The 12,025-nt window shown below is 65.2% G+C and carries 14 protein-coding genes; 4 read left to right on the forward strand and 10 right to left on the reverse strand.

Going from position 1 to position 12,025, the window contains the following annotated elements:
- Positions 1-6: 6 nt before the first annotated feature.
- The 6 genes from holA to ISF28_RS05120 all read right to left on the reverse strand — a co-directional run bounded on the left by holA (position 7) and on the right by ISF28_RS05120 (position 6,237).
- On the reverse strand, positions 7-1,020 hold the full coding sequence (gene holA / locus ISF28_RS05095) for a DNA polymerase III subunit delta (RefSeq protein WP_198116056.1): 1,014 nt from the start codon (positions 1,018-1,020) through the stop codon (positions 7-9).
- 20 nt (positions 1,021-1,040) lie between these two features.
- Positions 1,041-1,562 (reverse strand): LPS-assembly lipoprotein LptE, encoded by a 522-nt coding sequence (locus ISF28_RS05100; RefSeq protein WP_198116057.1) that lies wholly within the window; start codon positions 1,560-1,562, stop codon positions 1,041-1,043.
- A gap of 3 nt (positions 1,563-1,565) precedes the next feature.
- Complete coding sequence (leuS, locus tag ISF28_RS05105) at positions 1,566-4,211, reverse strand: leucine--tRNA ligase (protein WP_198116058.1); 2,646 nt, start codon at positions 4,209-4,211, stop codon at positions 1,566-1,568.
- A gap of 189 nt (positions 4,212-4,400) precedes the next feature.
- Positions 4,401-4,727 carry a barstar family protein gene (locus tag ISF28_RS05110; protein ID WP_198116059.1) on the reverse strand — a complete coding sequence of 109 codons (327 nt, stop codon included), beginning with the start codon at positions 4,725-4,727 and terminating at the stop codon, positions 4,401-4,403.
- Positions 4,728-4,808: 81 nt separating this feature from the next.
- Complete coding sequence (dapB, locus tag ISF28_RS05115) at positions 4,809-5,618, reverse strand: 4-hydroxy-tetrahydrodipicolinate reductase (protein ID WP_198116060.1); 810 nt, start codon at positions 5,616-5,618, stop codon at positions 4,809-4,811.
- 1 nt (position 5,619) lies between these two features.
- Complete coding sequence (locus tag ISF28_RS05120) at positions 5,620-6,237, reverse strand: outer membrane protein assembly factor BamE (protein WP_229518877.1); 618 nt, start codon at positions 6,235-6,237, stop codon at positions 5,620-5,622.
- 82 nt (positions 6,238-6,319) lie between these two features.
- On the opposite strand from ISF28_RS05120, the gene fur reads away from it, so the two are divergent.
- Together fur and ISF28_RS05130 are read left to right on the forward strand one after the other, a co-directional pair.
- A complete protein-coding gene (gene fur / locus ISF28_RS05125; RefSeq protein ID WP_036234473.1) occupies positions 6,320-6,748 on the forward strand; it encodes a ferric iron uptake transcriptional regulator in 429 nt (142 codons plus the stop codon).
- Positions 6,749-6,890: 142 nt separating this feature from the next.
- A complete protein-coding gene (locus tag ISF28_RS05130; protein ID WP_198116061.1) occupies positions 6,891-7,712 on the forward strand; it encodes a PEP-CTERM sorting domain-containing protein in 822 nt (273 codons plus the stop codon).
- Here ISF28_RS05130 and hrcA read toward each other — a convergent pair.
- Together hrcA and ISF28_RS05140 are read right to left on the reverse strand one after the other, a co-directional pair.
- Complete coding sequence (gene hrcA / locus ISF28_RS05135; protein ID WP_198116062.1) at positions 7,699-8,712, reverse strand: heat-inducible transcriptional repressor HrcA; 1,014 nt, start codon at positions 8,710-8,712, stop codon at positions 7,699-7,701. The genes ISF28_RS05130 and hrcA overlap by 14 nt on opposite strands.
- A 35-nt stretch (positions 8,713-8,747) precedes the next feature.
- Entirely contained in the window at positions 8,748-9,470 is a 723-nt protein-coding gene (locus tag ISF28_RS05140) for an HAD family hydrolase (protein ID WP_198116063.1), read from the reverse strand.
- A gap of 229 nt (positions 9,471-9,699) precedes the next feature.
- Between ISF28_RS05140 and ISF28_RS05145 the strand changes: the two genes are divergently transcribed.
- Both ISF28_RS05145 and ISF28_RS05150 read left to right on the forward strand, forming a co-directional pair.
- Positions 9,700-10,296 (forward strand): hypothetical protein, encoded by a 597-nt coding sequence (locus tag ISF28_RS05145; RefSeq protein ID WP_198116064.1) that lies wholly within the window; start codon positions 9,700-9,702, stop codon positions 10,294-10,296.
- A 16-nt stretch (positions 10,297-10,312) separates the two neighbouring features.
- On the forward strand, positions 10,313-11,020 hold the full coding sequence (locus ISF28_RS05150; RefSeq protein WP_198116065.1) for a hypothetical protein: 708 nt from the start codon (positions 10,313-10,315) through the stop codon (positions 11,018-11,020).
- A 360-nt stretch (positions 11,021-11,380) separates the two neighbouring features.
- On the opposite strand, the gene ISF28_RS05155 is transcribed toward ISF28_RS05150, so the two are convergent.
- A complete protein-coding gene (locus ISF28_RS05155; RefSeq protein WP_198116066.1) occupies positions 11,381-11,575 on the reverse strand; it encodes a hypothetical protein in 195 nt (64 codons plus the stop codon).
- Between the two features lie 29 nt (positions 11,576-11,604).
- On the reverse strand, positions 11,605-11,799 hold the full coding sequence (locus tag ISF28_RS05160; protein ID WP_198116067.1) for a hypothetical protein: 195 nt from the start codon (positions 11,797-11,799) through the stop codon (positions 11,605-11,607).
- Positions 11,800-12,025: the final 226 nt, after the last annotated feature.

Here is a 12,025-nt window from a genome sequence, read left to right on the forward strand (position 1 = left end):
AACCAATCACGATGCGACCTTCAACGCCAGCTGCAGCATCGCATCCCACGCATCCCCCGCGAACTGCTTCGCGCGCAGGCCCTTGACCATCTTGTCGACCTGCGCCGCCTGCCGCAGCGCCGCTTCCAGCGCCGGCAGCGAGATCCGCCGCAGCGCCGGTTCCATCATGCGCTCGCGCGGGCCCCAGATGCGGTATTCCTTCAGCAGCGCGCCGAGCGGGCGTCCCTGCGCCATCCCTGCCTTCAATTTTAGCAGCGTGCGGATTTCTTCGGAGACGGCCCACAACACCAGCGGCAACGCCTCGCCCTCGCCTTTCAGGCCTTCCAGCATGCGCACGAGGCGCGCCGGGTCGCCGGCCAGCATCGCTTCCGACAGCTTGAAGACGTCGTAGCGCGCCACGTTCAGCACCGCATCGACCACCTGGTCGTACGTCAGCTTGCCCGGCTCGTAGAGCAAGGCGAGCTTCTGGATTTCCTGGTGCGCCGCCAGCAGATTGCCTTCGACGCGGTCGGCGATGAAGTCCAGGCTCTGGCGGTCCGCGCTCTGGTTCTGCGCGGAGAGGCGCATGCCGATCCAGCCCGGCAGCTGCGCGCGTTCCACGTTCGGGATCTCGACATAGACCGCGGCCTGCTGCAGCGCCGCCACCCACGACGCCTTGGCCGTCTGCCAGTCCAGCTTCGGCAAGGTGATCAACGTAAGGTTGTCGGGGTTCAGGTCCTTCGCGTAGTTCTGCAAGGCCGCGCTGCCGTCCTTGCCTGGCTTGCCGCCGGGGATGCGCAACTCGATCAGCTTCTTGTCGCCGAACAGCGACATGGCCTGGTTGGCGGCCAGGAGCTCGCCCCATTTGAAACTGCGCTCGACCGTGAGCACGTCGCGCTCGGAATACCCTTGCGCGCGCGCCGCGCGGCGGATCTTGTCCGCCGCTTCCAGCGCGAGCAGGTGCTCGTCGCTGGTGATCACGTACAGGGGCGCGAGCCCCTTGGCGAGGTGCCCGTCGAGCGCCTCCGGCCGCAGCTGCATGGTGTTCCTTCTCTATGTCGTCAAGTGGCCGGCTTCATCGCGGCCAGGCGGCGGATGATCTGCTGCACGAGGTCCGCCTGCATGTCGCGGTACAGCAGCGCTTCTTCCGATTCCTTGGCCAGCACCTGGGTCTCGTCGAACGCCATGTTCCGGCGCAGCGAGATCTCGGTCGGCGGCACCATTTCCGCGCCCTTGGCATCGCGCACGGTGAACGACATCGTGTACGTCAGCAGGTATTCGCGCACGCGGCCCAGGCTGTTCAGCGACAGGATAGCCTTGTTGCGCGTCTCGCCCAGCAGCACGAACTGCGCCTCGGCGTCCGGCGCCCGGTCGGCGATGACCACCTGGCCCGTCGCGCGCAGATTGCGCTTGAGCTCCGTGCCCAGCGCCGACGTATCCGGGAAGCCCAGATAGATGCTGTGGAACGGCATCGTGTAGCTGCCGTTCGAGCCGCGCAGCTGGAAGCCGCAGCCCGCGATGGCGGATGCCACCAGCAGGGCCGCGGCCGCGCGCACCGCCAACTTCCGGGTGAGGGCGCGCATCGCTTACACCACGATGTTGATCAACTTGCCGGGAACGACGATGACCTTCTTCGGCGTACCTTCGACAAACTTCTGCGCCGCTTCCGACGCCAGCGCGGCGGCCTCGATGGCGGCCTTGTCGGCCTCCTTCGGCACTTTCACGGCGCCGCGCAGCTTGCCGTTCACCTGGATCATCAGCTCGATCTCGGCCTGCTCCAGCGCGGCCGGATCCACTTCCGGCCAGGCCACGTTCAGGATGTCGCCGTACTTGCCGGCATAGCCCAGTTCCTGCCACAGCGCGTGCGTGATGTGCGGCGCGACCGGGTTCAGCATGCGCAGGAAGATCGACAGGCCTTCCGCGATCACGGCGTCGCTCGCGGCCCCCTCGGACAGCTTCGCGGACTCCAGGGTATTCAGCATCTTCATGCAGGCCGAAACGACCGTGTTGTACTGGATGCGCTTGAAGTCGTAATCGGCCTGCTGCAGCACCTTGTGCACTTCGCGGCGCAGCAGCTTCTGGTCCTCGTCCAGCGTGCCTTGCTGCTGGCCGGCCAGCGCGGCGGCCACGCGCTCGCGCTGGGCGTAACCGAAGGCCCACACGCGGCGCAGGAAGCGGCTCGCGCCTTCCACGCCCGACTCCGACCACTCGAGCGTCTGCTCCGGCGGCGCGGCGAACATCGTGAACAGGCGGGCGGTATCCGCCCCGTACTGCTCGATCTGCGCCTGCGGGTCGATGCCGTTGTTCTTCGACTTCGACATCTTCTCGGTGCCGCCGATGACGACCGGCTGGCCGTCTTCCTTCAGCACCGCCGATTGCGGGCGGCCGCGCTCGTCGAACGTCAGGCTGACGTCCGCCGGGTTGTACCACGTCTTCTTGCCCGATGCGTCTTCGCGATAATAGGTCTCGTTGAGGACCATGCCCTGCGTGAGCAGGTTGACGAAGGGCTCGTCGAATTTGACGAGGCCGAAGTCGCGCATGACCTTCGTCCAGAAACGCGCGTACAGCAGGTGCAGCACGGCGTGCTCGATGCCGCCGATGTACTGGTCCATCGGCATCCAGTAATCGTTGCGGGCCGGGTCGACCATCGCATCGTTGGAACCCGGCGACGTGTAGCGCATGTAGTACCAGGACGAGTCGATGAACGTATCCATCGTGTCCGTCTCGCGGCGCGCCGGCGCGCCGCAGCACGGGCAGTCGACCTTCAGGAACGCCTCGTGTTTCTTCAGCGGGTTGCCGGAACCGTCCGGGACGCAGTCTTCCGGCAGCACGACCGGCAGGTCCTTCTCGGGGACCGGCACCGTGCCGCATTGCTCGCAGTGGATCATCGGGATCGGCGTGCCCCAGTAGCGCTGGCGCGAGATGCCCCAGTCGCGCAGGCGGAACGTGACCTTCTTGTCGCCCAGGCCCAGGTTCGCGAGGTCGCCCGCGACGGCGTTCACGGCCGCCGTGTAATCCAGGCCGTCGTACTTGCCCGATTCGACGACGACGCCCTTCTCTTTATCGCCGTACCACTCCTGCCAGCCGTCCAGCGAGAACGTCTCGCCGGGGGCCGCGATGACCTGCTTGATCGGCAGGTCGTATTTTTGCGCGAACGCGAAATCGCGCTCGTCGTGGGCCGGCACGCCCATCACGGCGCCGTCGCCGTACGTGATCAGGACGTAGTTGCCGACCCAGACCGGCACCTGCTCGCCGGAGATCGGATGCGTGACGAACAGGCCGGTCGGCATGCCCTTCTTTTCCATCGTCGCCATGTCGGCTTCGATGACGGAACCCTGCTTGCACTCGGCGATGAACGCCTGCAGTTCCGGGTTGTCCTTGGCCGCGTGCTGGGCCAGCGCGTGTTCCGGCGCGACGGCGCAGAACGTCACGCCCATGATCGTGTCGGCGCGCGTCGTGAAGACGTACAGCTTGCCCTCGTTGATGAGCTCACCCTGCTCGTCCATGATCACGTGCGGGAACGCGAAGCGCACGCCGGTCGACTTGCCGATCCAGTTGGCCTGCATGATGCGCACGCGCTCCGGCCACCCCGGCAGCTTGTTTTCGACGTGGTCCAGCAGTTCGTCGGCGTAGTCCGTGATGCGCACGTAGTACATGGGGATCTCGCGCTTTTCCACGGTCGCGCCCGAGCGCCAGCCTTTGCCGTCGATGACCTGCTCGTTCGCGAGCACGGTCTGGTCGACGGGGTCCCAGTTCACGGTGCCGGTCTTCTGGTAGATGATGCCCTTTTCGAGCATCTTGAGGAACATCCACTGGTTCCACTTGTAGTAGTCCGGCTTGCAGGCGGTCATCTCGCGCGACCAGTCGATGGCGAGACCCATCGACTCCATCTGGCCGCGCATGTGGGCGATGTTCGAATACGTCCACTGCGCCGGCGGCACGTTGTTGGCCATCGCCGCGTTCTCGGCCGGCATGCCGAAGGCGTCCCAGCCCATCGGCATCAGCACGTTGTAGCCGTTCATCCGCAGGTAGCGGTACATCACGTCATTGATCGTATAGTTGCGCACGTGACCCATGTGCAGCTTGCCCGACGGGTACGGGAGCATCGAGCAGGCGTAATACTTGCCTTTCGGAAAGCGCGGGTCGTTCTCGACGGCTTTATAGGCGTCGATCGATTTCCAGTAGGCCTGCGCGGCCTGTTCGACTTCGGCTGGACTATATTTTTCTTGCATGATGTTCTGCGGACTGAAAGAGGTGAGCAGAACATTATACCGGTCGTTCGGCATGGTGGGCACGGGGTGCCTACGCCGGCCGCGCCCACCATACGGGTTCGACGGTGGCATGGTGGGCACGGGGTGCCCACCCTACGGCCGCGAACAAATCGTAGGGTGGGCGCCCCGCGCCCACCATATGCATGCAAATCAGCGAAGTTCGAGTTCGAGCGCCGGCTTCTCGCCGTAGTCCTCGTAGCGCTCGTTGATGCCGATGATGCAGAAGGCCATCTCTTCCAGCACGTCCGGCGCCCGTTCGCGCAGGGCGTCGGAGTGCGTCACGACGATGTGCAGCACTTCGTCCTTCTTGAGGCGGACGCTGCTCATGCCGTCCTCGTCGCGCAGGTAGCTCAGGCAATCGACCCAGGAATCCATCGTGTGCGGATACGAGTCGGGAAAGCCGAACGCGCGCTGGCTCTCGACGTGAAAACTTTCCGCGTCGGTGATCGCGGCGCCGTTGAGCTCGACGGTGGCCATGGGGGGTCTCCTAAAAATGCGCGTCACGGCCAGTATGCCAGCAGTTCGCCGGCCTGGCCGTCCAGTTCGGCGGGCGCGTGCTCAGCCCTTGAGGCCCAGCACGTCCTGCATGTCGTACAGCCCGGTCGGCTTGTCGGCCAGGAAACGCGCGGCGCGCAGCGAGCCCTGGGCATAGCTGACGCGGCTGCTCGATTTGTGGCTGATCTCGATGCGCTCGCCGATGCCGGCGAACAGCACCGTGTGGTCGCCGACGATGTCGCCGCCGCGCACGGTGGCGAAGCCGATCGTCGACGGGTCGCGTTCGCCCGTCACGCCTTCGCGGCCGTAGACGGCGCATTCCTCGAGGTCGCGGCCGAGGGCGTCGGCGATGACTTCGCCCATCTTCAGCGCCGTGCCGGACGGGGCGTCGACCTTGTGCCGGTGGTGGGCTTCGACGATCTCGATGTCATAGCCCTCGGAGAAATTCTTGGCCGCCATTTCCAGCAGCTTCAGCGTGACGTTCACGCCGATGCTCATGTTCGGGGCGAACACGATCGCGGTCTTCTCGGCGGCGGCGCGGATGGCGGCCTTGCCGGCGTCATCGAAACCGGTGGTGCCGATGATCATCTTGATGCCGTGCGCGGCGCAGTATTCCAGGTGGCGCAGCGTGCCTTCCGGGCGCGTGAAGTCGATCAGGTAGTCGGCGTCCGCCAGGCCCTTGTCCAGGTCGGACTGGATCACGACGCCGGTCAACTGGCCGGAAAACGCGCCGGCGTCGGCATTGATGAACGGGTTCCCTTCGCGATCGAGGGCGCCGGCCAGGCGGGCGTCCGGCGCGGCGGTAATGGCTTCGATCAGCATGCGGCCCATGCGGCCGCTGGCGCCGGCGACGGCGATCTTCAGTTGCGTCATCTTATTGTCCTCCTCCGCCTTTCGCGGCTTCGTCGCGCTTGCGCTTGAGCTCGTCCAGCGATTCCTGCTCGGATTTTTCTTCGTATTTCGAAATGCCGATCAAACGGTTGATGTATTCGCGTTCCGTCGGCAGGTTGCCGCCGTCAAAGTGGTCGACCTTGTCGTCCTTGAAATAGACGGTGACGCGGCTGGTCGTCAGCTCGCCGTTGCCGCGCGCGAGGTAGAACGGATAATCCCAGCGGTCCTTGTGGAAGGCGTCCTGCAGCAGCGGGGTGCCGAGGATGAACCTGACTTGCTCGCGGGTCTGGCCGACTTTCAGCTGGTTCAGCATTTCCTGCGACACGAAATTGCCCTGCTGGATGTCCGGACGGTAGGGCGAGAAGATCCAGAGGAATTTCTGCAGCTTGGTGACGGTTGTCGTTTGCGCGCCCGAATTCGCGATTGCCGCGGACTTGTTCACATCGGCGGCGACCGCGGAGGGGGCGGTGCTCACCGGTGCCGCCGGCTGGGTCTGGTTGCGCCAGGCGGCGCAGCCGGACAGCGCCAGCGTCATGCAGGCGAGGCCGGCCACGAGCGCTGCCCGCGCGTGGGAACGATGGAAAACGGCTTGAGTGCGCATATCTGACCTTAAAAATCGATGAGGCGGGAGCTATCAAAACGCTATATCATAAAGCACTCCGCCCATATCCGAGTAACAAAACATGAGCAACAATCCAACCGACCTGAAAGCCAGCGGCCTGAAAGCGACCTTGCCTCGGCTGAAAATCCTGGAGATTTTCCAGAACAGCGCGGTGCGGCACCTGACGGCGGAAGACGTCTACAAGACCTTGCTGAACGAAAACATGGACGTGGGTTTGGCGACCGTCTACCGCGTGCTGACCCAGTTCGAACAGGCAGGCCTGTTGAACCGCAATCACTTTGAAACCGGCAAGGCAATCTACGAGCTGAACGCCGGCTCGCACCACGACCATCTCGTCTGCCTCGACTGCGGCCACGTGGAAGAGTTCTACGACGACGAGATCGAAAGCCGCCAGCAGAAGATCGCCAGCGAGCGCGGCTTCAAGATCGCCGAACACGCCCTGGCCATCTACGGCCACTGCCAGAAGACCGACTGCCCGCATCGGCATTGATCTTTCTCGCTCCTCGACGGCAAGCATCGATCGCACGATTGAGCTGCGTCAGTAAGTGACGAGCTAACGCCACTCATGAGCACCTGCCGCGGTCCAACCGGCAGGCGCCGCATGTCGCGGCCCGTCAACCGAGGAGAGCATCATGAATGCGTCATCGAAACCGGTCGCTCCACCCCGTCTTGCGCGCCGCGCGGCCTGCCTGGCCGGCGCCGTGCTCGCCGGCTGGACGTCGCAGGCGCTCGCCGCCGACGATTTCTACTGGGGCGCGCCGAGCGCCAGCGGCTTCACGTTCACGGCATCCGACTACCTGCCTGACCACGTCCGCGCGCGGACCTACACGTTCACGCATACCGAAACGGCCAGCGTCACGCGCTCGCCGGGCCAGGGCGACGCGACCGCATACGGGCCCGCCAACGGCAGGCCGGCGCAATTGTCGCTGAACCTCCCCCTCGCGGGGCCGGCCGACGTCACCACGATCGTCACCGTCACGGGTTACCTGGACGCCGTGTTCCACGGCTCATCGACGGGCACTGGCGCGCAATCCGCCACGACCATCGGCGGCATCAGGTCGGGCGGCATGGAGACGCGGCTGCCGCCTGGGTTCGAGAGCTTCTTCGACAAGAACGCCGAGGACGCGTATGTCGAGCCCAAGTCGCCGTTCGCGGACACGGCGGAAAACTACTCGTCGAACGGCAATCCGGCGTCCATGCACCATCGCCTCGTGTCCCAGACGTTCGATGTGCGCCCCGGCACGAACACGGTGGACCTGACGGCCGACCTGCAGGCAATCGCATTCGCGCGCGGCTCGTCGACGTCCGTCCAGAATACGACGTCCGACGTGACGTCGACGATGACGTTCACCGTGTCGGTGGTGCCGGAACCGGCGCAGTACGCGTTGCTGCTGGCGGGCTTGCCGCTGCTGGCGCTGGGCCGGCGGCGGGCGTCCAGCGTCAGGAGTTGCTGAGCGCGTTCGACAGCAGCTTGGCCGTGATGTCGACGATCGGGATCACGCGTTCATAGGCCATGCGCGTGGGCCCGATGACGCCGAGGGTGCCGACGATCTTGCCGTTCACCTCGTACGGCGCCGTGACGACGCTCATCTCGTCCATCGGCACGAGCTTCGACTCGCCGCCGATGAAGATCTGGACGCCGCCGGCGCGGCTCGACACGTCGAGCAATTGCATGAGCCCGGTCTTCTGCTCGAACATCTCGAACAGCTGGCGCAGCGAGCTCATGTTGGAGGACAGGTCGGACACGGACAGCAGGTTGCGCTCGCCCGCGATCACCATGTCGTCCGTCTCGGCCAGCGCCTCGCTGCCCGCTTCCACGGCGGCCTGCATCAGGCGCCCCATGTCGTCACGCAGCTGGCGCAGCTCGCCCGTCAGGCGGCCGCGCACCTGGTCGAACGACAGGCCGGCGAAGTGCTGGTTCAGGTAATTGGCCGATTGCGTCAGCTGCGTCGGCGAATAATCGACGTCGGTCAGCAGCAGGCGGTTCTGCACGTCGCCGCGCGGGTCGACGATGACGAGCAGGATGCGCTTTTCCGACAGGCGCAGGAATTCGATCTGCTGGAACGCCGATTCGCGCCGCGGGCTCTGCACGACGCCGGCGAACTGCGACAGCGACGACAGCATCTGGGCCGCGTTGGCGATCACCTTCTGCGGCTGGTGCGCGGGCAGGCGCATGCCGGCTTCGACGGCGTTCTCGTCGATTTGTTGCACGGTGAGCAAGGTATCGACGAACAGGCGGTAGCCGCGCGGCGTGGGAATGCGGCCGGCCGACGTGTGCGGACTGGCGACGTAGCCCATCTCCTCGAGGTCGGCCATGATGTTGCGGATCGTGGCCGGCGACAGGTCGAGACCGGAAATCTTCGACAGCGCGCGCGAACCGACCGGCTGCCCGTCGGCGATGTAGCGCTCGACGAGGGCCTTCAGCAGGGTTTGTGCACGGTTATCGAGTTGCATGGCCTCATTATGCACGTTCGGTCGGCACTTGTGCGTCATGGCTGTACATCGTCGTGCTCGCGCTTGAGCCAGTCCAGCAGTTCGTCGAAGTCGCGCACGATCGCGTCCGGCACCACCTCGTGCTCCAGGTGCTTGGTCGAGCCCGTCCGGTTCATCCACACGGCGCGCAGGCCGGCGCGCTGGGCGCCCCGCACGTCGAGCAGCACGTCGTCGCCCACGTACACGGCATCCTCGGGCGCCACGCCCAGTTCCTTGCAGGCGGCCAGGAAGATCGCCGCATCCGGCTTGGCCACGCCCAGCCGGGACGCCGCCACCGACACCTTGAAATGGTGCGACAGGCCGATCGTCCGCAGGTCGGCGTTGCCGTTCGAGATCGAGCCGATCAGCACGCGGTTCTTCAGTTTCAACAAGCCCGGCAGCACGTCGTCGTACGGGATCACGGCATTGCGCGCGGCGAAGAACTGCGCCATCGCATGCTCGACCTTGGCGGCGTCTTCTCCCGCTTCCTGGAACGCGGCCAGCAGGCCGGCATGGCGCAGCTTGCCGAGGTCGAGGTGGAATTCGGGCTTGCGCGCCAGCAGTTCCAGGCGCGCCTGGCGCAGGGAGTCGATAGTGAAGCGCTCGGCCACGCGCGGCGCATGCTCGCGCAGCCACGCGAACAGCGACTCTTCGGCCTGCAGGATCACGGGGGCGATGGGCCACAGCGTGTCGTCGAGGTCGAACAGGATGGCCTTGGGCCAGGCGCGGCGGGTGTTCATGCTGGGATGCGGCTCCGGAAACGAAGCTTGGACAGTGGAAAGGAGCGGTCCAAGCATAACGAGGGCGGCGCCGAAAAGCAATGCTGTGCTGGATGCGGGCTCGTGGTTACACCGTGATACAAAGGCAAATGGGGCCGATGGTTGGCAAATGCACTAAAATGATGGGTATTTTTCCATTCAGCCGTACCGGCGCCGTGCCCGCGCGCCACCATTCCACTGTGGAGATTTTATGAAGAGCTCGATCCTGCGTGCCGGCGTTGTAGCGCTGGCATGCGCGCTGGGCCTGTCCGCCTGCGGCGGCGGGAGCGGCGACTTGTACCTGACCGGCACGGTTAACAATGTCACCAAGGACGGTCTGGTGCTGACAAATAATGGCGGCGACGACACGGCCGTCCCGTACCCCTATACCTCGTTCCAATTCGGCCAGCGCATTTCGACCGATGACATGTTCGACATCCAGGTCAAGAGCATTCCTTCCAACGCCGAAGAGTGCCATCCCATCAACGGCAAGGCGCGCGCCAACTATTACACGATCGCCCAGATCACCGTGACCTGCACGATCAAGACCCACCCCCTGACCGTCAGCGTCCAGAACTTGACCGGCAGCGGCCTCGTCGTGGTGAACGGCGCCGACCGCCACGACGTCCCGGCGGGCACCACCAAGGTGGACATGGCCAAGGTGTACGAAGACGGCGCCTACGGCGTCACCGTCCTGACCCAGCCCGCCGGCCAGACCTGCACCGTCAGCGGCGGCAGCAGCGGCAACGGCTCGGGCATCATGGGCTCGGCCGAAGCGGGCACGACCGTCACCGTCACCTGCTCTTAATCCTGGAGAGACCCCTATGAAGTTTTCCCTCGCGCGCCCGGCCCTCGCCGTCGCGATCATGGCAACGCTGGCCTCCTGCGGCGGCGGCAAGGCCACGTTCCCGATCAACGTCACCGTCTCCGGCGTGAAATATCCGGGCCTGATCCTGAGCACGAACGGCCAGGACGTGGCCATCAACCCGCCGGCCACGGACGGCCAGGACGTCACGGCCGTGTTCCCGAACCCGATCGAATACGGCCAGACGTATGAAGTGGTCCCGAAAGGCGCGACCGTCGTCAACCACGTCGCCTCGGGCGGCGCGCTGCCGAAGCACCAGGCCTGCGGGCCTGGCAACTACTCCCTGCTGTACGGCACGGCCGGCCAGTTGGCCAGGATCGACATTCGCTACGTCTGCCTCATCAATACCATCCCCCTCGGCGGCACCGTGAAGGGCCTGACGGGGACCGGCCTCGTCCTTGCCAACGGCAGCACGACGGCCACGGTTCCCGTCAACCCGGCCCTGGACGCCAATCAAAAACCGACCGGCGCCGACGTCACCGTCTCGATGAACCCGGTCGCCTACGGCTCGACCTACGGCGTGACCGTCCTGACCCAGCCGACCGGCCAGACCTGCACCGTCACCGGCGGCGCCAACGGCACGGGCGGCGGCACGATGGACGACGCGGCGGAAGCGGCGACCAATGGCGTCAGCAACCTGGTCGTGACCTGCGTCGCGTCGAGCTGAGCGACCGGCCACATGGATTGGACGAGATATTGAAATTTCGCATAACAACTATGCGAAACAAAAATTGGACTGATATGCTGTAGCGCAGCATAATGGCACCTGTCTCCTCCAACTCTCCTCAGAAAGAATTGGATTCAAGCCCGCCACAGCCGCGGGCTTTTTTTTGCCCGCGCGGGACGACACGGGACCGGCGGCGGCATGCCGTCGATATCCTCATCGGTGCGGTCGGGTGCGATTGTCGGCCGTTGCGGCCTGTTTCCGGACGGCGCCATCGGGCTGCGTGACAGCCGGGCCGTTCCGTCTTCATTCACTGCCGGGCGGCAGCTGCTTCATGACGTCGGGACTTGCGCGCGCGCCGCGTCAGGCGCGCGTTTGTTCGGCGACGGCGAGGCGCTTCGCCGTCACTTTGACGACGGCCATCTGCTGGCCTTCGATCGTCACCTGGGCATCGTAGCGCTCGTGCTTGGCGACGCTGGCGGCGTGGGCTGCGCTCGTCACGCCCACGAGGACGGCGGCTGCGAGGAAGATGGCTTCCATGTTTTTCAGGATGTTCATGACGGTTCTCCTTCGGTCCGGTTCAAGGTTCAGATGGCGGCTTTGGCGGCGGCCGGCAGGCGCTTCGCGGTCACTTTGACGACGGCCATCTGCTGGCCTTCGATCGTCACCTGGGCGTCGTAACGCTCGTGCCTGGCGACGCTGGACGCGTGCGCGGCGCTCGTCAGGCCCACGAGGACGGCGGCTGCGAGGAAGATGGCTTCCATGTGTTTGAGGACGTTCATTTTGACTCTCCTTAAGTGTTCGTTTCGTTGGTCGGTGCCGTGATTGGCTTGCTGATGGTGTCACTTTAGGCGCGCGCCCCCGTCCCCGCCATCTGCGTGCGACGAACTGCACAAAACACGGGATAAAGCGGTCAAAAACCGGATTGTGCGTTGCGGCACAGGTAGCGCGGGCATGCGTCGGCTCAACAGCCGGGGCGGATTCGCTGGCGATACTTCTCTGCGCACA

The organism is Massilia rhizosphaerae, from assembly GCF_016093545.1.
GTDB classification, from domain to species: Bacteria; Pseudomonadota; Gammaproteobacteria; order Burkholderiales; family Burkholderiaceae_D; genus Telluria; species Telluria rhizosphaerae.

Coding starts and splice junctions, on each gene's coding strand:
- holA (WP_198116056.1), bottom strand. CDS start 1,020: ATGCAGCTGCGGCCGGAGGCGCTCGACGGGCACCTCGCCAAGGGGCTC.
- ISF28_RS05100 (WP_198116057.1), bottom strand. CDS start 1,562: ATGCGCGCCCTCACCCGGAAGTTGGCGGTGCGCGCGGCCGCGGCCCTG.
- leuS (WP_198116058.1), bottom strand. CDS start 4,211: ATGCAAGAAAAATATAGTCCAGCCGAAGTCGAACAGGCCGCGCAGGCC.
- ISF28_RS05110 (WP_198116059.1), bottom strand. CDS start 4,727: ATGGCCACCGTCGAGCTCAACGGCGCCGCGATCACCGACGCGGAAAGT.
- dapB (WP_198116060.1), bottom strand. CDS start 5,618: ATGACGCAACTGAAGATCGCCGTCGCCGGCGCCAGCGGCCGCATGGGC.
- ISF28_RS05120 (WP_229518877.1), bottom strand. CDS start 6,237: ATGCGCACTCAAGCCGTTTTCCATCGTTCCCACGCGCGGGCAGCGCTC.
- fur (WP_036234473.1), top strand. CDS start 6,320: ATGAGCAACAATCCAACCGACCTGAAAGCCAGCGGCCTGAAAGCGACC.
- ISF28_RS05130 (WP_198116061.1), top strand. CDS start 6,891: ATGAATGCGTCATCGAAACCGGTCGCTCCACCCCGTCTTGCGCGCCGC.
- hrcA (WP_198116062.1), bottom strand. CDS start 8,712: ATGCAACTCGATAACCGTGCACAAACCCTGCTGAAGGCCCTCGTCGAG.
- ISF28_RS05140 (WP_198116063.1), bottom strand. CDS start 9,470: ATGAACACCCGCCGCGCCTGGCCCAAGGCCATCCTGTTCGACCTCGAC.
- ISF28_RS05145 (WP_198116064.1), top strand. CDS start 9,700: ATGAAGAGCTCGATCCTGCGTGCCGGCGTTGTAGCGCTGGCATGCGCG.
- ISF28_RS05150 (WP_198116065.1), top strand. CDS start 10,313: ATGAAGTTTTCCCTCGCGCGCCCGGCCCTCGCCGTCGCGATCATGGCA.
- ISF28_RS05155 (WP_198116066.1), bottom strand. CDS start 11,575: ATGAACATCCTGAAAAACATGGAAGCCATCTTCCTCGCAGCCGCCGTC.
- ISF28_RS05160 (WP_198116067.1), bottom strand. CDS start 11,799: ATGAACGTCCTCAAACACATGGAAGCCATCTTCCTCGCAGCCGCCGTC.